Source organism: Pseudomonas sp. C7.1 (assembly GCF_056312395.1).
Window position 1 is genome coordinate 849,430 of the sequence record NZ_JBWDTL010000003.1, and the last position, 25,973, is coordinate 875,402.

A 25,973-nucleotide genomic window follows, 5' to 3' on the forward strand; every position below is an offset into this window, starting at 1 on the left:
TGGTTGGGCAAACACCCGTGCCGGCTATCCAGGTCGGCCATTCTGAAGGAGATGTGGTAATGAAAATCTGGACCCTGCTGCTGCTGCGTGTCTCGCTTGGCTGGTTGTTGGTTATCTGGGGCGCGGACAAAGTATTTAACGTCGAGCACGGGATGGCAGTAGCCAACAAGTTCTACTTCGGCTTTCTCGCCGTTGAGAGTGCGTTGCAAGCGGCTGGCGTGTTGCAGATGTTGGTGGGGCTGGCGGTGGTGATCGGTTTTGCCCGGCGCTGGGTTTATCCACTGCAAGTGCTGCTCAACGGTGCGTCGCTGCTGGCGGTGCTGCAGTCGGTTATCGACCCCTGGAGCTGGGTATTTGAGGGCAGCAATGCCTTGTTCTATCCCTCGCTGATCATCTTTGCGGCCAGCCTGTTGCTGATTGCCTATCGCGATGAGGACAAGTGTGTGCTGGGTAAAAAATACTGAGTTGTAACAAAACACTGGATACCGACTCGAAGTAGGTCAGCAAGATGTGGCTGGCATTGGCACAACAACAAACGCCACCCAACGGTGGCGCACCGCCTACACAAGAGGGGTATCCAATGCACCGCTTTACACTCAGTCTGTGCGGCCTGGCTGTGGCAGCAGCCTTTAGCCAAACGGCCCTGGCCAGCCAGCAATCAGAGGCGCAGGGCTTTATCCAGGACAGCAGCTTCAACCTGCTTAATCGCGCCTTCTATTTCAATCGTGATTTCCGCAACGGCGGCTTCAATAGCGCCGGCACCAACGCGAACAAGCCCGGCCAGGAGAACGGTTACCGCGAGGAGGCCGCCTACGGGATCATGGGCTTCTACGAGTCCGGCTTTACCCAAGGCACGGTTGGCTTCGGCGTAGATGCCTATGGCTTTCTCGGTATTCGTCTCGATGGCGGCGGCGGTCGCACCGGCACTTTGCTTGCGCCGATAGGCGGCGATGGTGAACCCGAGCGGGACTGGAGTGAAGCGGGTGGGGTGGTCAAGCTGCGGGTGTCGAACACCGTACTCAAATACGGTGAGCAGCAGTTTGGCAATCCTGTGGTGGGTACTGGAGATGCGCGCCTGTTGCCTGAAACCGCCACGGGCTTTTTCCTCAGCAGTGAGGAAATCGAGGGCCTTGCGTTGGACGCAGGCCGTATCACCGCAATGAACAACTTCAACAGCAGCAACTCTGATGATGAACTGCTGATCCAGTATGCCGGCGATGTTGGCGACGCAATCAGTTGGGCGGGAGGCTTCTACACGCCGACGGATAACCTGACCCTGGGCCTGTACGCTTCCCGCGTCGAGGATACCTGGGACCGCTACTACGCCAATCTCGGCTACACCTTCGATCTGGGCGAGGAGCGGTCGCTGAATTTCGACCTCAACCTCTACCGCACCGACGATGAAGGCAAGCGCCTGGCTGGCAAGATCGACAATACCGATTGGTCGCTGGCCGGTAAGTACAGCGCCGGTGCCCACGCCCTAACCCTGGCGTTCCAGCAGATCGATGACGAGGCCGGTTTCGATTACATCGGCTTCAATGGCATCTACCTGGCCAACTCGGTGCAGTATTCGGACTTCAACTCCCCGGGAGAAGAGTCCTGGCAGCTGCGCTATGACCTGGATATGGCCAGTTATGGCGTACAGGGCTTGACCCTGATGGCACGCTATATCATCGGCAGTGGCATCGACAGCTCGGGCACCGATCCTGCCAATGCATTTGCCGGTGCCGATGGCAAGCATTGGGAGCGCGATATCGAGGCCAAGTATGTGGTGCAGGCAGGCGCGGCCAAGGATCTGTCGTTCCGGGTTCGGCAAGCGACGCATCGCGGCACCTCCGACCAGATCGATGGCGATATCGACGAAGTTCGCCTGATAGTCGAGTACCCGTTGAGTATTTTGTAGAAGTTCGCTCATGGTTGAGTGAAGTCTAGGGGTTGTTTGCTCCTTCCCCTGACCTTGGGGCTGTATCGGGTGATACAGCCCCTTTTTTAGTTCGTGTCGACCCAACGCTAAATGGGCTGGCGCTGTAACAATCGCGCTGATTTTTTATCTATTTAATAAGTGACCTTTATTAATCAATCCACTTGATCAGCGTTGTTCTGTCTGTGTGTTACACACAGCAACGCTCTCCTATGAACAGAGGTTATCCATGCACGAGTCGGTACAGAACTACTACGGCAAGGTCCTGCAAAGCAGCGGCGACCTGAAGACCAGTGCCTGTTGCGATGTATCCAACATGCCCAACTGGCTCAAGCCGCTGTTGGCCAAGGTCCATCACGAAGTCAGCGCCCGTTACTACGGCTGCGGCCTGGTCGCCCCGGCCTTACTGGAGGGATGCCGAGTACTCGACCTGGGCAGCGGCTCGGGCCGCGATTGCTATGTATTAGCGCAACTGGTCGGGGCAGGGGGTTCCGTGCTTGGAGTGGATATGACTGCCGAGCAGCTGGCGGTGGCCAATGCCCATCTGGATTACCACACCGCGCAGTTCGGTTACGCCAATGTGGAATTTCGCCACGGCTATATCGAGGATCTAGCGGCATTGGACCTGGCCGATGCCAGCTTCGATGTGATCGTGTCCAACTGCGTGATCAATCTGTCACCCGACAAGGACAGCGTGTTGCGTGAGACCTATCGTCTGCTCAAGCCGGGCGGTGAATTGTATTTCTCCGATGTCTACGCCGACCGCCGTCTGGCCGACGAGTTGCGCCAGGACGAGGTGCTGTACGGTGAGTGCCTGGGCGGCGCGCTGTACTGGAATGACTTCGAGAACCTGGCCCGCCGGCATGGCTTTACCGATCCACGGCTTGTCGAGGATCAGCCGATTAGCATTACCGACCCGGCACTGGCGGAAAAACTCGGCGATGCACGTTTCTTCTCCGCCACCTACCGGTTGTTCAAGCTCGAAGGCCTGGAGCCGGCCTGCGAGGACTACGGTCAGGCGGTGATCTATCAGGGCAGCATCGCCGGTGCGGCCACTGCATTTGTGCTGGATAAACACCATCGGATCGAGACTGGCCGGGTATTCCCAGTGTGCGGCAATACCTGGCGTATGCTGCAGGACAGCCGCTTCGCCGCGCACTTCCAGTTTGTTGGTGACTTCAGCCGCCACTTCGGCCTGTTCGAGGGCTGTGGCGGCGGTTTACCGTTCGATCAGCAGGGTGCCGCCGCTTCTCCAGCTAGTTGTTGCTAAGGGGTTGCAAGAAGATGATCAGTCGCAACCTTATAGTCCTTGCCTGCACGACGTTGCTGCTGAGCGCCTGTACTCCACACGACAAGCAGACCATTACGCTCTCAGGCTCACATAGGGCACATGCCGTTGGTGATCTCGTGGCTTTCCATCTGCGCGGGCTGTAATTGCGGTGCTACCTCATATTGGTAAAAGTAAGAGGTCATCGGCATACGCCTAGCTGCTTTGAACCCGGCCTTCATTTTTCCTCGCTCCTGGAGGCCTGGCGTGTGGTATGGCTTTCTACTTTGCGGCTGGTGCTATGCGGTCATTCATAAGGCTGATGGAACATTGGGCGGGATAATTCATTCGCTACACTGGGCCATCTACCACAGCACAACAAGGCAGCTTTCCTATGCAAAATCGCATGATGATCACCGGCGCAGGTTCGGGTTTGGGGCGTGAGATTGCCCTGCGTTGGGCGCGTGAGGGCTGGCAGTTGGCGCTGTCGGATGTTAACGAGCCGGGCCTGACGCAAACCTTGCTGATGGTGCGTGAGGCTGGCGGCGATGGCTTCATCCAGCGTTGCGACGTGCGTGATTACAGCCAGCTGACGGCGTTTGCGCAGGCCTGTGAGGAGAAGCTCGGCGGCATTGATGTGATCGTTAACAACGCAGGTGTTGCTTCCGGCGGTTTCTTCAGCGACTTATCGTTGGAGGATTGGGATTGGCAGATCGGGATCAACCTGATGGGCGTGGTCAAGGGCTGTAAGGCCTTCCTGCCGCTGCTGGAAAAAAGTAAAGGCAGGATCGTCAATATCGCCTCCATGGCGGCCTTGATGCAGGGCCCGGCGATGAGCAACTACAACGTGGCTAAAGCTGGCGTTGTGGCGTTGTCGGAAAGCCTGCTGGTCGAGTTAAAACTGCATGAAGTCAGTGTGCATGTGGTGTGCCCATCGTTCTTCCAGACTAATCTGCTGGATTCCTTCCGCGGCCCGACGCCAGCGATGAAGGCGCAGGTCGGCAAGCTGCTGGAAAGCTCGCCGATCAGCGCAGCGGATATTGCCGATTACATCTACCAGGAAATCGGTAAGGGCGAATTTATGATTCTGCCCCACGAGCAGGGCCGCATGGCCTGGGCATTGAAGCAGAAGAACCCGCAGTTGCTGTACAGCGAAATGACCACCATGGCCGACAAGATGCGTGCGCCGCGCACCAAGTGATCAGGCGTTGCTGCTGTAGATTAGTTGATTTAAAGGTCAACTTATTTGCTGTTCGGGGTTGTCTGTGATGAGCTTGCGCTCTAAGGTTTGCGGCCATGTCGGCATGGCCGCGAAACTGATGGATTTACTGTGAAACCTTTCCCGCAGGCCATGCTGTTGCTGGCCTTGATCCTGGCTGCAATCAACCTGCGGCCCGGCATCACTTCCCTGGCGCCGCTGATCGAGCGGATTGCCGAAGAGCTGGCCTTGAGCCGTAGCTTGATTAGCCTGACGACTGCCTTGCCGGTGCTGTGCATGGGTTTGCTGGCGCCTTTTGCGCCGCGTTTGGCCGTGCGCCTTGGCCTTGAGCGCACCATTGCCTTGTGTTTGGCGGTGATCGCCGTAGCGTTGCTGCTGCGTGCGGTGGGGCATACCAGCGCGATTCTGATTGGCAGCGCAGTGCTGCTGGGGGCGGCTATTGCGGTTGCTGGGCCTTTGCTGTCGGGCTTTATCAAACGGCATTTCGCGGGGCGCATGGGCAGCGTGGTGGGCTGGTATTCGCTGAGCATGGCGATTGGTGGCGCTGGTGGAGCGGTACTCACCATCCCGGCCACCCAGTGGCTGGCTAATGATTGGACCTATGGCCTGGCCATTTGGGCGTTGCCGGCGTTAGTCGGACTGCTGCTCTGGCTGTGCTTGCCTAACCGTATCGAAGCCGAGAGCGGGGCGGGGGGCATGGGTTTGCCTTGGCGGCAGCCGCGTGCCTGGTTGATCAGCGCATTCTTTGCCATTCAGGCTGGCTTGTTTTATGCCCTCGCTACCTGGGCTGTGGCGCGTTATCACGAAGCCGGTTTGAGCCTGATGCACAGCAATAGCTTGTTTAGCGTATCGATGCTGATGGGCTTGCCCAGCTCATTTTTGCTGCCTTGGTTGGCTCAGCGCTTCAAGAATCGCTACCTGCTGCTGGTAGGCTGCGGGCTGTTATCGTCGATCAGCCTGGCGATGATCACCTTTCAGCCTTTAGTGCTGCCTGAGCTGTGGGCGGTGACCATCGGCTTTGGCCTTGGCGGCTCCTTTGCCTTGTCGCTGGTGCTGCCGTTGTACGAGGCGGGTTCACCACTGGCAGTCAGCCGCTGGACGGCGATGATGCTGTGCATGGGGTACAGCATCGGCTGCTTGACTCCGGTGTTGACCGGCCTGGCGCGGGATCTGGCGGGTAACTATCAGTTACCGTTTATGGTGCTGACCGCGCTTGCCGTGTTGATGACGTTGCTGGCCTGGATGATGCGACGCGGACCAAAGCGCGCCCATAGCTGACGCTTATTTGGCAGCCGCTCCTTCCTTGGCCTGAAAGGCTGTGATAGAAGGCAGCCTTGATTTTCTGGAGTGCCTGCGTGGAGTCCGAATCCATCGTTTATGGTTGCATCCGTGACTGGCCGTCGGACAGTCCGGCGGAGAGCCGTCTGCGTCGTGAAATCAATCGGCAAGTACTCGATGAGCTGCCGACGGGCGATGCCTGGAGTTTTCTCGGGCGAGAGATGTTTGCCTGTTGCGAGCAGCCGGGTGATGGCCTGTACCAGACCCAGGTGATCCACTTTGGCGCCAGCTATCGCACGGTGGAGTATGAGTGGAGCCTTTGGATCAAGCAGTTCGAGGCGTTGCTCAAACGCCTGTACTGGGCCAGCGCGGTGGTGCATCTGGAAACTGAGTTGAACGGCACGCACACCTTTCGCTGGGAGTCGGATAACGGCTTTCATAGCCCGCAGGAAGGCGAGTTGCGCGTGCGCTGCGCCTGGGAGCGCGAAGGCGGTTTGCGCGGGTAGGTTGGGTTGACGCGCGCAGCGCGAAGCCCGACGAACCGTCCGTCTTGTTGGGCTTCGCTGCGCTCAACACCAACCTACGAGGATAAGGATAAGGTCACCCTGCGGCGTTTAGTCCTCAAGCGTATCCAGCCATTCTTTCGGCACATCGCGCTTCAGCGCCAGCTGGCATTGCTGGCTCTCGACATCAAACACAATCACCGCCTGGCCTTTGCTCAGGGCGTGGCGTACCCGCTCGATACGCGTATCCAGCGGGGTTTCGTCGCCATTGTCGGTGCCGTCGCGGGTGACGAAGTCTTCGATCAGGCGGGTCAGGGTGTCAGCTTCGAGCAGGGTATAGGGGATCAGCACGGTAAGGCCTCCAGAGCGCAGCGCGGATGCTAACGCGCATGGCCCTGGCTGGCCATGTCTGCCGTGCCGTTACTGGGCGGGCGGTTCTGCCGGGTGCAGGTAGATTTCCAGGGTGCTGTAGAGCTTGGCGCTGTCCAGGGGTTTGCCGAGGAAGTCATCCATCCCGGATTCGACGCCGTGCTGGCGGTGTTCATCGAGGATGTGTGCGGTCAGGGCGATAATCGGTACGGCAGGCAGGTTGTGCTGACGCTCCAGGCGGCGGATCTGCCGCGTGGCTTCGAAGCCGTCCATCTCTGGCATTTCGCAGTCCATCAGGATCAGTTGTGTAGCGCTCGGGTCGCGTTGGTATTCATTCAGGGCAGCGAGGCCGTTGGTGACCAAGCGCACGTTGTAGCCGCGTTTTTTCAAGAAGCCCTGAACCACCAACTGATTCACCGGATTGTCTTCTGCCACAAGGATGCAGGGTGTGCTGCCGGTGTCGTTGTAGGTTTTTGGCAGCGGTTTGATTTCTGCCGCGCGCGGTTCTTCGTAGAGTTCCAGCAGCGCACTGCGCAGTGCATTGATTGCCAGCGGCTGCGGCAGGCCGAGCAAGCGCAGGCCGGCGGAGCTGGGCAGTTGCTGGCATTGCTCGGGCGCACAGAGCAGCAGCACGCGTTGTCCGGGTTGCAGCAGTGGGCGTAACGAGTCCAGCCAGTGCTGAATGCTGCCCGGCCATGGCGCCATCAATACCAGCAGTGGCGGTGCGGCAAAATCTTCTAGATAACTGAGCAGGCTTTCCGGGTTCTGACAGCGCTCGGTACGCATGCCCCAGCGACCCAGCAGGCGACTCAGTGCATCCAGGCTTAGACCATCGAGGGAGGTGAGCAGCGCAGTGCGGCCCTTGAGCAGTTCATACAGCGGGTCGACAGGCAGCTCGTCATCGGCTTGCGGAATATCGAAAGCGAAACGCGTGCCCTGGCCCGGCGTGCTCTGTACTTCGATACGCCCGCCCATCATTTCCACCAGCTCCTTGCTGATCGCCAGGCCCAGGCCGCTGCCGCCGTAACGGCGGGTGGTGCTGGAGTCGCCCTGGGCGAAGGATTCAAACAGCTGGGTTAGGGCTTTGTCACTGATGCCAATACCGCTGTCGCTGATGGCAAACACCAGATGCGGTTTGCCCTGGGAATCATTACGTCGGCAGACGTTGAGTGCCACATGGCCTTCGGCGGTGAACTTCAGGGCATTGCTGAGCAGATTCATCAGCACCTGCTTGAGCCGCGTCGGGTCGCCCTGGGCGCGGCGTGGTACGCCAGTTTCTAGGCTGACATAGAGGCGCAGGCGTTTATCCAGGGCCTGCCCGGTAAACAGGCTGAGGGTATCGGAAATCAGTTCTTCCAGGTCGAACTCGATATGTTCCAGGCTGAGCTTGCCGGACTCGATACGGGCGTAATCAAGGATGTCGTTGATCACCGCCATCAGCGAACTGCCGGAGCTGGAGATGGTGTCGACATAGAAGCGCTGGCTGCGGTCCAGTGGGGTTTCCTTGAGCAGCTGCAACATGCCTAACACGCCATTGAGCGGGGTGCGGATCTCGTGGCTCATCTTGGCCAGAAAGCGGCTCTTGGCAAGGTTTTCTATTTCCGCCTGTTCGGCGGCGCGGCGCGATTGGAAGCCTTCTTCCTTGAGCAGGTTGATGCGGTCTGCCAGGCCGATGGACAGGGTGATCAGTTCAATGGTCACGCCGATCTTCACCACCGTAGCGCCGAACACACCCAGCACCTCCAGGCCTAGCGAGCCAGTGGTGGCCTGGATAAAGGCGAATAGCAGGATGGCCCAGGCCAGAGTGTAATAAGAGCCATAACGCACACCGCGCCGCCAGACGTAAAGACCGGTGAGCAGCAGGATCAGTGAGACCAGCGAGACCGTGACGCTGGCCAGGATGTTCCAGGCACTGAAGCCAATCAACGGCACCGACAGCAGGCAGCCGGCGCAGGCCAGCATTAACAGGCGCAGGCCAATATCCAAACGCGGAAAATACTGCGGCGCATGCAGGAAGTGGCGACTGAACTGAATCGCCGTCAGGCAGTGCAGGTACATCAGGATGTAGATGCTCACCGACTGGAACGCCACATGCTCGGGCAGCAGTTTGAACAGCATGCCGTCGAAGCAGGCGGCCAGCAGGCCAACATTGAGGTTGTAAGCCAGGTACCAGAGGTAGGCAGATTCGCGCAGCGAGATAAACAGAAACAGGTTGTAGCAGAACATCGCGAACAGCACGCCGTAGAACGCGCCATTGAAACCCATGAGGTTTTCCTGGGCGGCTGCGCTGGCCTGGTAGGTGCTGAAGAACAGCGGCATAAAGATCGTGCTGGTGGTTTCAACCCGTACCAGCAGGGTGCTCTCGCCGGGTGCCAGTTCTAGCGGGAACCAGAAGTTGCGCACCTGTACCGGGCGCTGGGAAAAGGCATAGCGATCACCGCTTTCTTGCATCTGCCACTGGCCATCGGTGGCGGCCAGAAACACCTGCAGATGATCAAGCAGCGGGTAGTTGACCTCCAAATAGCCCGCCAGATTTTGCGCCAGGCGGTTGTTCAGCCGTACCTTGAACCACCAGACTGAATCATTCTTGCCGAGGTTGGCGTGCTCGCCCTTAACCGGAGTAAAGCGCTCATCATTCAGGGCGCCGACCTGCTCAATACTCAGCTCGCCCTGCGGGTCTTCCAGGTAAGCCATGGATGGCCCGAGCGACAGGCGCAGGTCAGTATTGTCGAGGGTTGCAGGCAGCAACGCCCATGCCGGCCCACAGAGCCAGAACAGCACCACCACCAGCCATATCCGAGGCATTTACTGACCCCATTATTCTTATCTGGGGCCGAATCCAGCCCCTGCGTCATGGCGTCACTTTGCCCGGATGCACGCGGCCCTTCAAGCGTCCTGATCGAGTGGGCGCAACAGGCTGTCGACGGTGGGTACACGGGTGTCACTTTCCATCTGTGCATCGTGCTCCAGTTGGTGGCTAAAGCGCTCTAGCGAGCCCTGTGCTGGCTGGGCATCGCTGGAGAATACGGGTGGGCTGAGCACGTAAGCGGCAAGCAGACGGCTGAGGGCTTTGAGGCTGTCGATATGGGTGCGTTCATAGCCGTGGGTGGCATCGCAGCCGAAGGCCAGCAGGGCGGTGCGGATGTCGTGGCCGGCGGTGACCGCTGATTGCGCATCGCTGTGATAGTAGCGAAACAGGTCGCGGCGCACCGGGATCTCATTCTCGCTGGCTAGGCGCAACAGTTGGCGCGACAGGTGATAGTCATACGGCCCGCCGGAATCCTGCATCGCCACGCTGACGGTGTGTTCGCTCGATTGCTGGCCCGGTGCGACCGGGGCGATGTCGATGCCGACGAACTCGCTGACATCCCAGGGCAGAGCGGCAGCGGCGCCGGAGCCGACTTCTTCGGTGATGGTAAACAGTGGGTGGCAGTCGATTTCTGGCTCCAGGCCGCTTTCCTTGATGGCCTTGAGCGCGGTGAGCAGAGCAGCAACGCCGGCTTTGTCATCCAAATGGCGGGCGCTGATATGGCCGCTCTCGGTAAATTCCGGCAATGGGTCGAAGGCGACAAAGTCGCCCACCGAGATGCCCAGCGACTCGCAGTCGACGCGGGTGCTGCAGTAGGCATCCAGGCGCAGCTCGACGTGGTCCCAACTGATCGGCAGCTGGTCTACGGCGGTGTTGAAGGCGTGCCCCGAGGCCATCAGCGGCAGCACGCTGCCGCGAATCACCCCGTGATCGGTAAACACGCTGACGCGGCTGCCTTCGGCAAAGCGGCTCGACCAGCAGCCGACTGCGGCCAGGCCCAGGCGACCGTTATCTTGTAGTTCGCGGACGATTGCACCAATGGTGTCCAGGTGCGCTGAGACCGCGCGGTCCGGGCTGCTCTGTTTGCCTTTGAGTGTGCCGCGAATGGTGCCGCGCCGGGTCATCTCAAAAGGGATGCCGATCTCTTCTAGGCGCTCGGCGACGTAGCGCACGATGGTGTCGGTAAAACCGGTGGGGCTGGGAATGGCGAGCATTTCCAGCAGCACTTTCTGCAGGTAGACGAGGTCGGGTTCGGGGAGTTGCTGCATACAAGGTTCCTTGTGAACGTTATCTGGTCGGCCAGCGATATCCGCTATCTACTGCATTCCCGGACTGCGCTGCGCTTGTCCGGCTACGGTTGAGCTGTAGCCGGATAAGCCTTGGCGCAATCCGGGGCGCTCTCAAGCCACCTGGCTAAGCGGAAACAGCAGGTCGATAAAGCGCTCTGCCGTGGGTTGCGGCTGATGGTTGGCCAGGCCGGCGCGCTCGTTGGCTTCGATAAACACGTAGGCGGGCTGATCGGCGGCGGGCACCAGCAGGTCCAGGCCGACCACCGGAATATCCAGGGCGCGGGCGGCTTTTACCGCCGCATCGGCCAGCACCGGGTGGAGGATCTCGGTAACGTCCTCCAGGCTGCCGCCAGTGTGCAGGTTGGCAGTCTTGCGCACGGCCAGGCGCTGGCCGGCTGGCAGCACGCTGCTGTAGTCGACGCCCGCAGCATGCAGGGTGCGCAGGGTTTCAGCGTCTTTGGGTATGCGGCTTTCACCGTCGGTGGCGGCCTGGCGGCGACGGCTCTGGGCGTCGATTAGGTCGCCGATGCTGTGCTGGCCATCGCCGATCACTTCGGCTGGGCGGCGAATGGCGGCGGCCACCACGGCAAAGCCGATCACCAGAATGCGCAGGTCGCAGCCTGGGTGGAAACTTTCCAGCAGCACGCGGCTGTCGAAGCTGCTCGCGCGCTCGATAGCATCCTGCACATCCAGCGGCGTGCGTAGGTCCACCGCCACGCCCTGGCCCTGTTCGCCATCCACGGGTTTGACCACCAGACTGCCGTGCTCGGCGAGAAAGGCCGCGTTCTCTTCGGCGCTACCGGCCAAGCGCTGAGCTGGCAGGTGAAGCCCGGCCTGGGTCAGGGTGCGATGGGTCAGGCGTTTGTCCTGGCACAAGGTCATGCTGACGGCGCTGGTCAGGTCGCTCAGCGACTCGCGGCAGCGAATGCGTCGGCCGCCGTGGCTCAAGGTAAACAGCCCGGCATCGGCGTCGTCGACCTGCACTTCGATGCCACGGCGCAGGGCTTCATCGACGATGATCCGCGCGTAGGGGTTCATCGGCGTATGCGGGCCGGGGCCAATAAAAAGCGCTTCGTTGATGCCGTTTTTGCGCTTGATGGTAAAGGTCTGCAGCTCGCGAAAGCCCAGCTTGGCGTACAGCCCTTTGGCCTGCTCGTTGTCGTGCAGCACGGACAGGTCCAGGTAGCTGAGCCCACGGCTCATAAAATGTTCGACCAGATGGCGTACCAGCACCTCGCCGACCCCCGGCCGACTGCAGTGCGGATCGACCGCCAGGCACCATAGGCTGCTGCCGTGGTCCGGGTCCTGATAGGCCTTGTGGTGATTGAGGCCCATAACGCTGCCGATCACCGCGCCGCTGTCTTCATCTTCGGCCAGCCAGTACACCGGCCCGCCCAGGTGGCGGGGGGTGAGTTTGTCGGGCTCGATCGGCAGCATGCCGCGCAGCTGATACAGGGTGTTGATCGCCTGCCAGTCCTCGGCGTTCTGCGCGCGTCGCACCCGGTAACCGCGAAAGCCACGGCGTGCCGGGCGGTAGTCGGTGAACCACAGGCGCAGGGTGTCGGAGGGGTCGAGAAACAGCTGCTGCGGCGCTTGCGCCAGCACTTGATGCGGGGCCGCGACATACAGGGCGATATCGCGCTCACCGGGTTGTTCGCTCAGCAGGTCACTGGCCAGAGCGGCTGCATCCGGGTAGGTGTGGCCGAGCAACAGGCGGCCCCAGCCGCAGTGCACGGCTTGCGGCTCGCTCTGTGGGGCGTTGTGATCCTCGGCCAGGCGCGCTTGCAGGCGCTCGTAAGAGGGCGCTTGGCCGCGCAGCAGGCGTTGGTTAAAGGCAGTGGCACGCATTGGAGAGTTTCCTTTGCCGTGAGCAGATTGCGTATTTCAGGGTTGAGGCACTGCGGTGGATGCGCCTGTGCTCATCCACCGCAGCGGTCTACAGGCCGTGTTCGTTCAACCAGAGATTCAGCGCTGCCAGCTGCCACAACTTGGAGCCGCGCAGCGGTGTCAGCTGGCCGTGCGGATCACTCAGCAGGCGATCAAGCATGGCCGGGTTGAACAGACCGCGATCCTGGCTCGGGTCGAGCAATAGATCGCGTACCCAGCCTAGGGTTGCGCCCTCCAAGTGCTTGAGACCCGGCACCGGGAAGTAACCTTTGGGCCGGTCGATTACCGCGCTGGGGATGACCTGGCGCGCGGCTTCCTTGAGCACATGCTTGCCGCCATCGGGCAGCTTGAAGCGCCCCGGAATACGTGCCGAGAGTTCGGCCAGGCGGTAGTCGAGGAACGGCGTGCGCGCCTCCAGGCCCCAGGCCATGGTCATGTTGTCGACCCGTTTGACCGGGTCATCGACCAGCATAATCGTGCTGTCCAGGCGCAGTGCCTTGTCCACCGCTGCCACCGCACCGGGCTGGGCGAAATGCTCACGGACGAAGTCGCCGGCCATATCGCCGGTCAGCCAGGCGGGTTGCACGCAGGCGGCGTACTCGTCGTAATCGCGGTCGAAGAACGCTGCCCGGTAGGCGCTGAAGGCATCCTCGGCGGCGTCCACCTGCGGGTACCAGTGGTAGCCGGCGAACAGTTCGTCAGCGCCCTGGCCGCTCTGCACCACTTTGCAGTGTTTGGCCACCTCGCGTGACAGCAGGTAGAAGGCGATGCAGTCATGGCTGACCATCGGCTCGCTCATGGCGCGAAAGGCCGCCGGCAGCTGTTCGAGAATCTCGTGCTCACCGATACGCAACTGATGGTGGCGGGTGTTGAAGTGTTCGGCGATCAGGTCGGAATACTGGAACTCGTCGCCGCGCTCACCGCCAGCATCCTGAAAACCGATGGAGAAGGTCGACAGGTTGTCTACCCCGGCTTCACGCAGCAGGCCAACCAGCATGCTCGAGTCAACGCCGCCGGAGAGCAACACACCGACATCCACGGCGGCGCGTTGGCGGATTGATACCGCCTCGCGCATGCCGTCCAGTACGCGCTCTTGCCATTCTTCCAGGCCGAAGGCGATTTCATCGCGCTGCGGGCCGAATGTCAGGTTCCACCAGGTTTGCTGTTCACAGTTGCCCTGGGCATCGATACGCATCCAGCTGGCTGGCGGCAGTTTTTCCACCCCGGCCAGCAGGGTGCGCGGGGCGGGCACCACAGCGTGGAAGTTCAGGTAGTGGTTGAGCGCGACGGGGTCAAGGGTTTTGCCGATATCACCGCCGGCCATCAGCGCTGGCAGGCTGGAGGCAAAGCGCAGGCGCTCAGCGGTGCGTGACAGATACAGCGGCTTGACGCCGAGGCGGTCGCGGGCGATGAACAGTTGCTGACTGTCGCGCTCCCAGATGGCGAAGGCAAACATACCATTGAGCTTGGGCAGCAGGTCGGTGCCCCAGGCGTGGTAGCCCTTGAGCAGCACTTCGGTATCGCCATCGGAGAAGAAGCGATAGCCGAGGGCTTTCAGCTCTTCGCGCAGTTCTGGGTAGTTGTAGATGGCGCCGTTGAACACCATCGTCAGGCCCAGCGCACTGTCGACCATCGGTTGGCCGGAGGCTTCGGCCAGGTCCATGATCTTCAGGCGGCGGTGGCCGAGGGCTAGCGGACCCTGGCTGTGAAAGCCATGGGCATCGGGGCCACGGGCGGCCATGTGGTGGGTGATTCGCTCGACTGCGGCCAGGTCGGCCGGTCGTTGATCAAAACGTAATTCTCCAGCGATTGCGCACATAATTCCTTACCGGTATTGCCGTTGGGGAGTGGTTTGGGGCTGCCTAACCTTTTCACACCAAAACAAAATAATGCTTTTATGTCAAAGTTTTATATCGAATTAAAAAGGCTTTTATGGCGGATAAAAAAGTTTCTACTGAAATAGATTGGTCATCTGTTTCAGCCTTCGAACTGCCACTGTTTCAGGCGTTGCGGCGCTTGCAGCAAGCCGGTGAGGTGCATGCCAAACGCCTCGGCCGCTTCGGTGGGCTAACGCCGATGCAATTGCTGATTCTGCAGGTGCTGGCGGGTGAGAAACGCCTAACGGCCAGCGACTTGAGTGGCCGCGTCAGCCTGACGGCAGCAACTCTGTCGGGCATGCTCGATCGGCTGGAAGAAAAGGGCCTGTTGCAACGTCAGCGCGATGATCAGGATCGCCGTCGTCAGTGGCTGCTGCTTAGCGAACAGGGCCGCACGCTGCTGCAACAAGCGCCGAGCTTGCTGCCGCCGGAGTTTGTCGAGCGTTTTGCCGGGTTGGAGGAGTGGGAGCGCCACAGCCTGACCGCCGCGTTGTTACGTGCGGCCCAGCTGTGTGGGGAGATGGAATAGGGTGACGCTGTGCTGTCGCGCGGCAAACTGTAGGCAATCGTGTCTATCGGCTTGTAGGCAACTTGTAGGAGCGGGCCATGCCCGCGATGGATTTCGCGGGCATGGCCCGCTCCTACAGGTCTTTGTGCGGATTTAATTTCTGTATAAAACAATAAATTATTTTTTATTTGATGAGAGCCAGCAGTTGCATCGCCTTGTGTGCCTGCAGCGCCGCTCAGCGTTTGGCGCTAAGTTTTGGCTGCTTATAAAGATCCAATAACACCTGATCAAGAATCGATGAGGCGCCCCACGGGCGTGGGTCGTTGAGGATGGCCACCACGGCCCAGCTGTTGCCATTGCTGTCGCGGCTGAAACCGGCGATGGCGCGCACGTTGTTCAGCGTACCGGTCTTGATCCGCGCCTCGCCCACCAGCGGGGTGCGGTGCAGGCGTTTGCGCATGGTGCCGTCCATCGCTACCAGCGGCAGTGAGGCCATAAACTCGGCGGCGTAGGGGCTCTTCCAGGCGGCTTGCAGCAGGGTGGCCATTTCCCGCGCACTAACCCTTTCGGCGCGTGAAAGCCCGGAGCCGTTCTCCATCACCAGGTGCGGCGCGGTAATGCCTTTGCGTGCCAGCCAGCTGCGAATTACCCGTTGCGCGGCCTTGCTGTCGTCCTGGTCGGCGGAGTTGCGAAACTGCGCGCCGAGGCTCAAGAACAGCTGCCGGGCCATGGTGTTGTTACTGTATTTGTTGATGTCGCGGATGATCTCGGCCAGGTCCGGCGAGTAGGCGCGGGCCAGCAGGCGGGCTTTCTCCGGCACCGGGGCGAGGCGATCCTTGCCCATGATGCTGCCGCCCAGTTCCTGCCAGATGGCGCGGATGGCGCCAGCGGCGTAGCTCGGGTGGTCAAGCAGCGACAGGTAGGTCTGCGAGCTGCAGCCCTCGGCCAGCTGGCCGCTGACAATCACCGTGGTGCCGTCGAACTCGGTCACCGGGTTGTAGCGCACATCCGGCCAGCTCGGGCATTTGGCCGCTGGCAGGGCTTTGACGCGGTTGTCGATGCGGACAGTGGCAATCGGCGGCTCGGCAGCGATATGCACCTTGCCGCCTTCGGTGCGAGCGATAAAACGCAGCGCCTTGAGGTTGACCAGCAGCGAGTCGGGGGCGACCAGGAATGGCTTGTTGGCGTCGCCGCCATCGTCATTGAAGCTGGGTAGCTGCGGTTGCACGAAGTGGCTGCGGTCGAGCACCAGATCGCCATTGACCTGCTGCACGCCGTTGGCGCGCAGGTCGCGCAGCAGCAGCCAGAGCTTTTCCATATTCAGCTTGGGATCGCCGCCGCCCTTGAGGTACAGGTTGCCGTTGAGCACGCCATCCTTCAGTTGGCCGTCGGTGAAGAATTCGGTTTTCCACTGGTGGGTAGGGCCGAGCAGTTCCAAGGCTGCATAGGTGGTAACCAGCTTCATGGTGGAGGCTGGATTAATCGAGATATCGGCATTGAAAAAGGTGCTGCTGCCGGGGCCGTTGAGCGGCACGGTGGCGACCGACAGCGACTGACTGCTGATCTTGTTGGCTTTCAGCGATTGTTGAACCTTGTTTGAAATACCGCTCGTGGCGGCTGCCAGTGGTAGGCAAACGGGCAATAACAAGCCGGCGATGGCCAGGTGACGCAGGGTTTTGATCATGGGCGGCTACCCTCCAGCTGAGGGACAAAGGTGACGCGAGGCATGTAAGGAGATACCGTCGCGGGTTGAGATAGTGTTGGCAATTATGCCCCAAGACAGTTGCGCCTGAGTGGCAGTAAATGCGATTGGCCGGGCTTTTCTGCGGGTTATCGAGCGACCTGTCGTCTTCCAGGCGGGCACGCAGGCCGCGAAACTGCTAGAGTGCCGCGCGTTATCACTTTTGAGGATTGTTCCATGGCTACTAACCGTTCCCGCCGTCTGCGCAAAAAACTCTGCGTGGATGAATTCCAGGAGCTGGGTTTTGAGCTGAACCTGAACTTCAAGCAAGACCTGGCCGATGATGCCATCGACAGCTTCCTTGAGCAGTTCCTGCGTGATGCCATGGTCGCTAACGGCCTGGGCTATGTCGGCGGCGATGACTTCGGTCTGGTGTGTCTGGCCAAGCGTGGCTCGGTCAATGAAGAGCAGCGCGCCGCTGTTGAAGCCTGGCTTAAAGGCCGTGACGAGCTGGTGGATTTCACCGCCAGCCCGCTGATTGACGTCTGGTACCCAGACAATTCGATCAATCAGGCCTAAGACCCGTTCACGATCTGCTGCGCGTCGGCCAGGCTGCGTTGAAAATGGCCTCGGGATGCTCATTTACCTCACGTAAACTCCGCTCCCTCGGCCATTCTCGCCTTGCCTGACTCTAGCTCGCGAGATCGTGAATCGGCTTTTTACCTGTAAGCAGGGCATGCATCGCGCATGCCCTGTTGCTTTTCCCTTCCGTAATTCCTTGTTAGCCGCTCAGGCCAGCCTTGGCCAGCAGCGCAGCATGATCGACCTGATCAATCTGCTCGCGACGTAGAAAGCGTTCGGCGTAGCTGAGGTAGATCTTTTCCCGCACAAACAGTCCAAACAACTCGGGGTCGATGTGCGCGCCTTTGCACATGCCCGCCATGATAGTGAGTGATTCGGACAGCAGCTTGCCCTTCTTGTAGGGGCGATCCACGGCAGTCAGCGCTTCGAAGATATCGGCAATCGCCATCATCCGCGCCGGCAGGCTCATGTCCTCACGTTTCAGGCGTTTCGGGTAGCCGGTGCCGTCCATTTTTTCATGGTGGCCGCCGGCAATCTCGGCAACGTTGGCCAGATGTGGCGGGAAGGGCAGGTGGCTGAGCATGCGGATGGTCTGCACCATATGGCCGTTGATGATAAAGCGCTCTTCGTTAGTCAGAGTGCCGCGACCGATGCTGAGGTTATAAACCTCGCCGCGATTGTGTTTGTAGTGCGGCACGTCCAGCTTGAAGCCCCAGGGGTTATCGTCGCTGATCAGCTCGCTTTCGGGGCGCTCGATCAGGTGTTCGGCTTTGTCGCTGAGCAGCGCTTCCTGAACCGGCAACGGCTGCGCGGGTGTGCGCGACTGGCGCAGGTTCTCTTCCCAGGACACCCCCAGGCGATCATCCAGGGTGCGCGTCCAGGTGCGTGCAGCGATGCTGTGCAGGCGCTCAAGATCAGCCTCGGCCATCGCCTCACCGCCCAGGTTGCAGCGGGCGATAAAGGCAAACTCATCATCCAGTTCGGCGAGTCGCTCATCACGCTGCTGACTTAGATTACTGGCATCGCCACCTTGGCTGAGGTTCTCCCAATAGCTGATCCAGGCATCGCGCTTGAGCACTTCATGAATGCGGTCGTAAATGGTCTCCAGCTTGGTGGCCTTGTCCACCACGTACTCGGGCACGGTGACCTTGCCGCAGTCGTGCAACCAAGCGGCGATATGCAGCGCTTCCCATTCTTCTTCGCTGGGTTGGTAGTCGCGAAATGCAGCGTCCTCGCTTGCTTCAGCCGCACGGGCGAGCATCAGGGTGATTTCCGGCACGCGCTGGCAGTGCCCGCCGGTGTAGGGGCTTTTGGCGTCGATTGCGCCGGCGATCAGCTGGATAAAGGCATCGAGCAGTTTCTTCTGTTGATCAAGCAGGCGCTGGCTCTCGATGCACAGCGCGGCTACGCCGGAGACGGCCTCGACATAGGCAATCCGTTCGGGGCGCAGCATGGCCAGGTCTGCTTCATCACCGGTGTCGCGGTGCAGCAAAACCAATACGCCTAACGTCTGGCCCTGGCGGTTACGCAGGCCAGTGCAGACCAAGTGCGCGCGCGGGCTGTCGAGGCTGTGCAGCAGGCTCTGGAAACCCTGCGCATGCTCGAAGCCCAGCGACACGGTGACACTAGGGCCGCCGGTTGCCGTCTGCGCGAGCCAGCTGGGCAGGGCGGGATCGCTTGGGTCGAAACTCGGGATGCGGTGCTCTTCCAGATTGTGCTCCAGCTCGTTAATAAACAGACCGTGCGGTTCCAGGCGGCCGCTGCTGCTGTCGCGTAGATAGAGCAGGCCGCCGCTGGCTTCGCTGAGGTCGATGGTTTCGCGCAGCACCCGACGCAGCAGGGCATCGAAGCGGGTTTGCGCCGAAAGCGTGGCGGCAATATCGAGAAAGCTGGAGATGGTGTCCTTCATCTTTCTCATCGACACCGCCAACTGATCGACTTCCTTGACGAAGGAGCGGCCGCTGGCCGGGTAATCGAAATTAAAGCTACGGATGGCTTCGGCTTCGCCTACCAGCAGGCGCAGCGGCTTGACCAGAATGTTGGAGAGCAGCCAGCCAAGCGGGATGCACAGCAGCAGAATGCCGAGGGTCAATACCGCGCCCTGCCAGCGGATGCGGTAGGCATCGGCCAGCAGTTCGCTTTCCGGAGCCAGTAAGGCCAGGCGTAGCCCTTGCGGGCCGCCTTCAGCGAACTGGCTGTAGGCGATTTGCCAGCGTTGCTTGTTCAGACGCACGGTGCCCTGGCGATCTTTATTGAGCCCCAGGCGGAGGAATTCGGCGAGTACCGGGCTGAGATCCTTGACCTGCGCCAATTGCAGTGTCGCCCCAGGGATCACCAGGCGCGTGCTGTCCGGGTAGGCGACCGCGCTGCCATCGGGGCTGTACAGCACTACTTCGGTGGAAGGCGTAAGGCGGTGCGCGGCCAGGGTGGCGGAGAGGTCGTCGAGGGTCAGGTCGGCGCCCACTACAGTTTTTTCGCTGCTTTTGCGGGCAATGGTGGTGCCGATTTCTCCGGTAGAGAAGAAGGCGTAGGGCGCGGTGGTGAAGTGTTCCTGGTTTTTTTGTGCGCCCTGGTACCAGGGGCGGTTGCGCGGGTCGTAGGTTTCCTTGAGGTTCTGCCGGCGACTGATCGGCTGCAGCTGCGCGTCAAAGAACAGGTATTCGGAGTCCAGGCGCTGTTCGCTGATGCGGTCGATGCTCCACACCTGATATTCGGCATTGTCGGGGGCAAAGAAAATCTGTCGCAGTTTCTCGCTGCGCAGCGGCCGCACCATAAAGAAACCGCCGTCGCCATAGCCCACATAAATCGACGCAAGCTTGGGGTTGTCGCGCAGCGCCTGGCTGAAAATCGGCAGCATGATCATGCGTTCATGGCGGTCACGGCCATTGATCTGCTCGTTGCGCGCGAGCAGGTTGAGCATGTAGCGAATCGGTTGATAGGTGTTGCGCAGATCCGCCTGGACTTCCTTGCGCATCTGGCTGAACAGCTGGTCGCTGCTGCTGAGGATGATGTTGCTGGTCTGCTGGTAATTGAACAACCCCAGCACCACTCCCGAGCCTAGCAGCAGTAGAGTGAACAGCGCGCTGATATGGATGTGAAGCGAAAAGCGTCGTTCCTTAGACCTTGCCTTAGACTTTGCTGTCTGCTGCATCCGCGCATGCCCTTGTGTGCCCTGGCCAAGCGCAAAGCATAGTGGAGCCTCACGCGCTTTGCCGTTGCGCGGATGCAGGTTTTGTGTTGCAGCAGCTCTAAATTGGGCCTGTACTGTGCTTGGCTTTTTGCAGGTTGTGCCGATGCTCCAGCCAGCGTTCCAGGCCATACACCAGCAACGCTACGAGCAGGGCCAGGGCTACGCCGATCAGGCTGTTGAACAGACGCACCTGCGGCAGTTGCCAGTCATGCGCCAGGCTTTCGGCCAACAGCACGAAACACACCGTGGTCTGTAGCACAAACAGGCCGTAATGATTGGCTTGCAGGGCGCGGCTGAGGGCTATCAGTGGTAGCACTGTGGCGACCATCAGCGCTGGGTTCTGCATACTATGGCCGAGCAGAATCAGAAGCCCGGCCGCAGCCAGGCTGGCGACTATCGATTGCACGGCGCGTACCAGGCTGCCTTGAAAATCCAGTTGCAAGGTGGTGACCACGGTCAGCGTCAGCCAGTAGCCGCGGTGCAGTTCGGCCAGGTTGACGATCAGGCCGGAAAGGGCGAATGCCAGGGTGCAGCCCAGCGCATGCAGGCGCCATTTCTGTTGTGGCAAGCGTTTGGCGTGGCGTTTAAGTACTTTGAAGATGCTGATAAAGCGCGGCATGTACGGCCACATGCGTAGGCCATGCATACCGCGCAGGCCGAAGGCCAGCAGCATTACCCAGAGCCCGCCGAGGATAAACAGCATGGCGATGGCGTAGGGGTTGCTCAGCGAGCCCAGGCCTTGCTGGCCTTGGCCCAGGCACAGGCAGATGGCCAGGCCGATGCCCAGCTTGCCGGCTTCGCTGCCAAAGCGTTGCAGCCAGGCGAGCAGAAAGCCAAATGCGGCGAAGATAAAAAAGCTTGCGTAGGGATGATCGGCCGACCAGAAGCCCAGCCCTGCACTGCAGGCGCCCAGGCCGCAGAGCATCAGCATGCGCAGCATACCCAGGCGGTGCAGCGGGTTGGCCTGGGCCGCCTGGAAGGCACCCGCAGAGGCCCACAGAAAGCCCGGATGAGCGCTGAACAAACCAAGCAGCAACGGTAGCGCGCAGCCGAAGCCGGCGACCATCGCCGGGCCCCAGGCAGGCGGGCCGGCATGCCAGCTGAAGGTTTGTCGCAGTAGGCTATTCATGGCTTATACCGGGCTTGAACGGCCCGTCATTTCGCGGGCCATTTCAGTAGCGTAGCTGTCGGTCATGCCAGCGATAAAGTCGATCATGCGCAGGAATGAGCGGTACAGCGGCCAGTTGGGGTCGGGCGCGTTGTTGCCGAGCAGGTCGAGAATACGCCGGTTCTTGAAGGACGGCGTGCGTCCGCCATGCTGCTCCAGCGCCGCGCCGCAGAAGGCATTGAGTAGAATTTCCAGGGTGGTGTAGGCGCCGATCTCGTGCAAAGTCTTGCGTTTGTCCTGAAAGATCTTCTGTCGGGCCATGTCCTTGGCACTCTGCACGCAGCGCTTGGCGGTGCCGTGCATATGCTCGACCAGGTCGCCCTGCAAGGTGCCGGCAAGCAGGGCATCCTGCTGTTCGACAAAAGCCTCGGCGGCGGCATTGGTCAGGTGTTCGATGGCCTTGCCGCGCAGGATCGCCAGCTTGCGCCGCTTGGAATCGTCCGGGCCGAGCTGGCGGTAGGTTTCTGGCAGGTCATCGCCCACCAAGTCGAGCAGCAGCGCCTCGACCTCGCTGTAATCGAGCAGCTCCATTTCCAGGCCGTCTTCCAGGTCGATCAGGCCGTAGCAGATGTCGTCCGCCGCCTCCATCAGGTAGACCAGTGGATGACGCGCCCAGCGTTGTTCTTCAAGTTGCGGCAGGCCGAGCTTGCCGGCGATCTGCTCAAGCAGTGGCAACTCGCTCTGGTAGCAACCGAATTTGTGTTTCTTGTAGCCCAGTGCCTCGGCGTGCCGAGCGGTCCAGGGGTATTTCAGGTAGGTGCCCAGCGTTGCATAGGTCAGCCGCGTGCCGCCGTCGAACTGGTGGTATTCCAGCTGGGTGAGCACCCGAAAGCCCTGGGCATTGCCCTCGAAACTGAGAAAGTCGCCTCGCTCAGCCGCGCTCATCGAATCCAGCCAGCCGCGCCCGGCGGCCTGCTGAAACCAGTGGCGAATGGCGTCTTCACCAGAATGGCCGAAAGGCGGATTGCCGATATCGTGGGCCAGGCAGGCCGATTGCACGACCATGCCCAGGTCGCTGGGCTCGCACCAGGCCGGCAGGGCATCGCGGATCATTTCACCGACACGCATACCCAAGGAGCGGCCGACGCAGCTGACTTCCAGCGAGTGGGTTAGGCGCGTGTGGATATGGTCGTTGCTCGACACCGGGTGCACCTGGGTCTTGCGCCCCAGGCGGCGAAAGGCGCCGGAGAAAATGATGCGGTCATGGTCTTTATGAAACGGGGTGCGGCCCAGTTCGGCGACGCTGTGCGTCGGCTTGCCGAGTCGTTCACGGTTGAGCAGGGTTTGCCAATCCAAGGTAGATCCTCGCCGTTACCTGGCTAATGCCTGCTAGCTTCGGGGTTCTATGCCAGCGATGCAAGGTGCTGCTGTGTCAATACCCGGCTGCGTCGATATCGAGCAGCAGGCGTTTGCCGTTGTCGATAAATTGCCCGGCAGTCAGGCAATCAGGCAGTTCTGGTCGGTGGTGGCGTCGCAGTAGGTGCTGGAGAGAATCAGTCGGCGCCCTTTCTAGCCTTTGCCAGTCTTTGCCAGCAGTTGATAGAAGTGCGGCCGCCAGGCCCCGTTATTCCCGACATAACGCGCATCACTATGCCAGATGTGTTCGCGCTACTTCAGGTTGGCGGTTGCATTGGAAGATGTGCAGCCGCAAGGGGGGGTTAACACTGCGCAGTTCCTTAGCCAGCAAAACGCCCTCTGGGCGGTGTAGCTAAGTGTCTAAGCAAAATCGTGGTCAGTTTAATCCCCTGCGTGGGTTTCTTTGGTCGTGCCCGTCGGTGTGTTCGCACGCGCTGGGTTGCGCCGCAGTAGCGGGAAGGCGACCAGGGCGATGCGCAGCCAGCGTCGCCATTGGCCACGGCGGATGCCAATGGTGGCCAGTAGTAGTGCGCCACCAGCGACCCAGAGTGGTGCGTTGCTATTGCCCATTTCTTCGCGCCAGTGATTGCGCCAGTGTTGCGCCTGGCGCAGTGGTTGCAGCATCACCAGGGCTTCGTGGCGCAGTTCCTGGCGGTGCATTTCCAAACGCATGCGCAGCAGGGTTTTGCGCAGCTCGCGGCGCGAGGCCTTGGCGGGTAGGTCGGGCATAGTCATGGCAGCAGTTGCTCACGGTCGCGGGCCAGTTCTTCAAGGCTGGCGCTGAAAGGCGCAGGTGCATTGCGGACACGCTGCAGCAGTGTGATCAGTGCACCCAGCATGCCCAGGGCATAGACGGCGCACAGAGCACTGATAACCAATAGGCGGTGACTATCCCAGAAGGCAATCAGCAACGCGGCGGAGAGGCCGATAATCAGCAGCAGGCCGAACAACAGGCTTAGGCTGGTTAATACCAGCAGGCTCACAGTATGGCTTTGCTGCTCTTTAAGCTCTTCGCCAAATAGCGCGATGTGGCCCTGCAGCAACCCCAGCAAGGCGCCGGCAAATCGCCGTGGCGAACTGCCACGACTTGATGGGGTAGGCGATGTTGCATCCATTAAAGGCTCTCTTTAGCGCCGGGTAATCAGCATGCCCAGCAGCAGGCCAATGGCGGCCGCAATGCCGAGGGTTTGCCACGGGTGAGTTTGCACATAGCCTTCGGTGGCTTCAATAGCGGCCTTGCCGCGTGCATGCAGAGCGTCTTCGGCATTATGCAGGGTGTTGCGTGCGCGGCCCAGGCTGCTGCGGATCTGCTCACGCAGCTCTTCGGCTTGTTCGCCAGCGATGCTGGCGGAATGCTGCAGCAGGCTTTCGGTGTCGCGCACCAGCGCCTGAAACTCGTCGAGTAATTGATCCGAGCTGGACGATACGGGGGTCTTACGAGCCATGGTGTCTCTCCTTAGTGACGGTGCAGTGTAGGGGGTTCGAGTCCTCTGTGGGGCAGTGGTTCCTTTTTTCTTCGGCGCGCTGCGGATGCTGCTGGCCTATCTGCTGGTACAGCGCTTGCATTGCGCTGGTGCGCGCTCTTGCAAGTACGCTCTTTTATGGGGCTGCAAGGGTTCTGGCCAGGACGCCGTGGTGCATCAATAAGTCATTAATAACTATGGAATAAGTGCCTCGAGGCAAGGTTTGGTGAGCACCGGCTTGGTGCTAAATAAACCCTGTCTCGGTAAAGCGGATTGCGATAAATGCTGCTGTATGGTGCGCATTTGTTGGGTTTTGATCCGTTTTGGTGCTTTTCCCACGACGGAGTTTTCTTTGCCGATGGAAAACATCAACAGTGCTGTGGAAACCCTGATTCACGGCTCCAATACCCTGTTTATTCTGCTCGGCGCCGTGATGGTGCTGGCTATGCACGCCGGCTTTGCCTTTCTCGAAGTGGGCACGGTGCGGCAGAAGAACCAGGTTAACGCCTTGTCGAAGATCATCTCCGACTTTGCCGTGTCGGCCCTGGCCTATTTCTTTGTTGGCTACTGGATCGCCTATGGCGTGACCTTCCTTGAACCGGCCAGTGTGCTGACTGAAGGCAGCGGCTACGCCCTGGTGAAGTTCTTCTTTCTGCTGACCTTTGCAGCAGCCATCCCGGCGATCATTTCCGGTGGTATTGCTGAGCGTGCCAAGTTCGGCCCACAGCTGTGTGCCACGGTGCTGATTGTGGCCTTTATCTACCCCTTCTTCGAGGGGATGATCTGGAACGGCAACCACGGCGTGCAGGCCTGGCTGGAGACGCAGTTTGGCGCAACCTTCCATGACTTTGCTGGTTCGGTGGTGGTGCATGCGATGGGCGGCTGGCTGGCCTTTGGCGCGGTAATCCTGCTGGGGCGCCGGGATGGGCGTTATCGCGATGGGCGTCTGGTGGCGTTTGCCCCGTCGAATATTCCCTTTCTGGCGCTGGGCTCGTGGATTCTGATCATCGGCTGGTTCGGCTTTAACGTGATGAGCGCGCAGACCCTGGGCAGCGTTAGCGGCCTGGTGGCGGTCAACACCCTGATGGCGATGGTGGGCGGCACGGTGGCGGCCTTGGTTGTTGGCCGTAATGACCCAGGCTTTCTGCACAACGGCCCGCTGGCTGGTCTGGTGGCGGTGTGCGCAGGCTCCGACCTGATGCATCCGGTGGGTGCACTTGTCACGGGCGCCATTGCTGGTGGGTTGTTCGTCTGGGCGTTTACCGCGACCCAGGTGAAATGGAAGATTGATGACGTGCTCGGCGTCTGGCCGTTGCATGGTCTGTGCGGCGTGTGGGGCGGTATCGCCTGCGGGATCTTCGGCCAAGAGGCACTGGGCGGTCTGGGTGGCGTGAGTCTGGCCAGTCAGTTTATCGGCACCGCGCTGGGCGTGGTGGTAGCCTTGATTGGCGGTGTACTGGTGTACGGTGTGTTGAAAGCCACCGTGGGTATTCGCCTGAGCCAGGAGGAGGAGTACTACGGTGCCGACCTCTCGGTGCACAAGATTGGTGCTGTCAGCCAGGATTAATAGCTACGCGGCAACACAAAAGGTCCGGACTGTTCCGGG

At 60.5% G+C, this 25,973-nt stretch carries 21 protein-coding genes and 1 pseudogene; 9 read left to right on the plus strand and 13 right to left on the minus strand.

What is annotated here, in order from left to right:
• Positions 1-59: 59 nt before the first annotated feature.
• The 6 genes from AC0T4W_RS07265 (at position 60) to AC0T4W_RS07290 (ending at position 6,191) form a co-directional block, all read left to right on the plus strand.
• Complete coding sequence (locus tag AC0T4W_RS07265) at positions 60-464, plus strand: DoxX family protein (protein ID WP_476318011.1); 405 nt, start codon at positions 60-62, stop codon at positions 462-464.
• Between the two features lie 116 nt (positions 465-580).
• The gene (locus tag AC0T4W_RS07270; protein ID WP_476318014.1) at positions 581-1,903 is read left to right on the plus strand and encodes an OprD family porin; all 1,323 of its coding nucleotides are present in this window, start codon (positions 581-583) and stop codon (positions 1,901-1,903) included.
• Between the two features lie 247 nt (positions 1,904-2,150).
• On the plus strand, positions 2,151-3,191 hold the full coding sequence (locus AC0T4W_RS07275) for a methyltransferase domain-containing protein (protein WP_476318017.1): 1,041 nt from the start codon (positions 2,151-2,153) through the stop codon (positions 3,189-3,191).
• A gap of 391 nt (positions 3,192-3,582) precedes the next feature.
• A complete protein-coding gene (locus AC0T4W_RS07280) occupies positions 3,583-4,389 on the plus strand; it encodes an SDR family oxidoreductase (RefSeq protein WP_476318020.1) in 807 nt (268 codons plus the stop codon).
• Between the two features lie 129 nt (positions 4,390-4,518).
• Positions 4,519-5,685: an MFS transporter gene (locus AC0T4W_RS07285; RefSeq protein ID WP_476318023.1), complete on the plus strand. Its 1,167-nt coding sequence runs from the start codon at positions 4,519-4,521 to the stop codon at positions 5,683-5,685.
• 77 nt (positions 5,686-5,762) lie between these two features.
• Positions 5,763-6,191: a hypothetical protein gene (locus AC0T4W_RS07290; protein ID WP_422911712.1), complete on the plus strand. Its 429-nt coding sequence runs from the start codon at positions 5,763-5,765 to the stop codon at positions 6,189-6,191.
• A gap of 108 nt (positions 6,192-6,299) precedes the next feature.
• On the opposite strand, the gene AC0T4W_RS07295 is transcribed toward AC0T4W_RS07290, so the two are convergent.
• The 5 genes from AC0T4W_RS07295 to AC0T4W_RS07315 form a co-directional block, all read right to left on the minus strand.
• Positions 6,300-6,539, minus strand: coding sequence for a YheU family protein (locus AC0T4W_RS07295; RefSeq protein WP_476318026.1), 240 nt, complete (start codon positions 6,537-6,539; stop codon positions 6,300-6,302).
• A gap of 69 nt (positions 6,540-6,608) precedes the next feature.
• Positions 6,609-9,362, minus strand: a complete 2,754-nt coding sequence (locus AC0T4W_RS07300; RefSeq protein ID WP_476318029.1) for a hybrid sensor histidine kinase/response regulator — start codon at positions 9,360-9,362, stop codon at positions 6,609-6,611.
• An 81-nt stretch (positions 9,363-9,443) separates the two neighbouring features.
• Entirely contained in the window at positions 9,444-10,634 is a 1,191-nt protein-coding gene (locus tag AC0T4W_RS07305) for an osmoprotectant NAGGN system M42 family peptidase (RefSeq protein ID WP_476318032.1), read from the minus strand.
• 132 nt (positions 10,635-10,766) lie between these two features.
• Complete coding sequence (gene ngg / locus AC0T4W_RS07310; RefSeq protein ID WP_476318034.1) at positions 10,767-12,503, minus strand: N-acetylglutaminylglutamine synthetase; 1,737 nt, start codon at positions 12,501-12,503, stop codon at positions 10,767-10,769.
• A gap of 88 nt (positions 12,504-12,591) precedes the next feature.
• Positions 12,592-14,361 (minus strand): N-acetylglutaminylglutamine amidotransferase, encoded by a 1,770-nt coding sequence (locus AC0T4W_RS07315; RefSeq protein ID WP_476318037.1) that lies wholly within the window; start codon positions 14,359-14,361, stop codon positions 12,592-12,594.
• 113 nt (positions 14,362-14,474) lie between these two features.
• Between AC0T4W_RS07315 and AC0T4W_RS07320 the strand changes: the two genes are divergently transcribed.
• Positions 14,475-14,948, plus strand: a complete 474-nt coding sequence (locus AC0T4W_RS07320) for a MarR family winged helix-turn-helix transcriptional regulator (RefSeq protein WP_476318040.1) — start codon at positions 14,475-14,477, stop codon at positions 14,946-14,948.
• Between the two features lie 214 nt (positions 14,949-15,162).
• On the opposite strand, the gene dacB is transcribed toward AC0T4W_RS07320, so the two are convergent.
• Positions 15,163-16,611 carry a D-alanyl-D-alanine carboxypeptidase/D-alanyl-D-alanine endopeptidase gene (gene dacB, locus AC0T4W_RS07325; protein ID WP_476318042.1) on the minus strand — a complete coding sequence of 483 codons (1,449 nt, stop codon included), beginning with the start codon at positions 16,609-16,611 and terminating at the stop codon, positions 15,163-15,165.
• 234 nt (positions 16,612-16,845) lie between these two features.
• On the opposite strand from dacB, the gene AC0T4W_RS07330 reads away from it, so the two are divergent.
• Positions 16,846-17,187, plus strand: a complete 342-nt coding sequence (locus tag AC0T4W_RS07330) for a YggL family protein (RefSeq protein ID WP_476318045.1) — start codon at positions 16,846-16,848, stop codon at positions 17,185-17,187.
• 202 nt (positions 17,188-17,389) lie between these two features.
• Here the strand turns inward: AC0T4W_RS07330 and AC0T4W_RS07335 are convergent, their stop codons facing one another.
• From AC0T4W_RS07335 to AC0T4W_RS07365, 7 genes and pseudogenes are all read right to left on the minus strand, one after another.
• Complete coding sequence (locus AC0T4W_RS07335) at positions 17,390-20,341, minus strand: HD domain-containing phosphohydrolase (protein ID WP_476318048.1); 2,952 nt, start codon at positions 20,339-20,341, stop codon at positions 17,390-17,392.
• A 97-nt stretch (positions 20,342-20,438) separates the two neighbouring features.
• Positions 20,439-21,509, minus strand: a complete 1,071-nt coding sequence (locus tag AC0T4W_RS07340; RefSeq protein ID WP_476318050.1) for an FUSC family protein — start codon at positions 21,507-21,509, stop codon at positions 20,439-20,441.
• A 3-nt stretch (positions 21,510-21,512) separates the two neighbouring features.
• The gene (locus AC0T4W_RS07345; RefSeq protein WP_476318053.1) at positions 21,513-22,844 is read right to left on the minus strand and encodes a deoxyguanosinetriphosphate triphosphohydrolase; all 1,332 of its coding nucleotides are present in this window, start codon (positions 22,842-22,844) and stop codon (positions 21,513-21,515) included.
• A 76-nt stretch (positions 22,845-22,920) separates the two neighbouring features.
• Positions 22,921-23,138, minus strand: a pseudogene (locus AC0T4W_RS07350) (EAL domain-containing protein); the annotation flags it as partial.
• A 147-nt stretch (positions 23,139-23,285) separates the two neighbouring features.
• Positions 23,286-23,639 (minus strand): hypothetical protein, encoded by a 354-nt coding sequence (locus tag AC0T4W_RS07355; protein ID WP_476318056.1) that lies wholly within the window; start codon positions 23,637-23,639, stop codon positions 23,286-23,288.
• Positions 23,636-24,019, minus strand: coding sequence for a phage holin family protein (locus AC0T4W_RS07360; protein WP_476318063.1), 384 nt, complete (start codon positions 24,017-24,019; stop codon positions 23,636-23,638). Before AC0T4W_RS07360 ends, AC0T4W_RS07355 begins: the two co-directional genes overlap by 4 nt.
• 12 nt (positions 24,020-24,031) lie before the next feature.
• A complete protein-coding gene (locus AC0T4W_RS07365; RefSeq protein WP_476318066.1) occupies positions 24,032-24,349 on the minus strand; it encodes an ElaB/YgaM/YqjD family protein in 318 nt (105 codons plus the stop codon).
• A 376-nt stretch (positions 24,350-24,725) separates the two neighbouring features.
• On the opposite strand from AC0T4W_RS07365, the gene AC0T4W_RS07370 reads away from it, so the two are divergent.
• On the plus strand, positions 24,726-25,934 hold the full coding sequence (locus tag AC0T4W_RS07370; RefSeq protein ID WP_476318069.1) for an ammonium transporter: 1,209 nt from the start codon (positions 24,726-24,728) through the stop codon (positions 25,932-25,934).
• Positions 25,935-25,973: the final 39 nt, after the last annotated feature.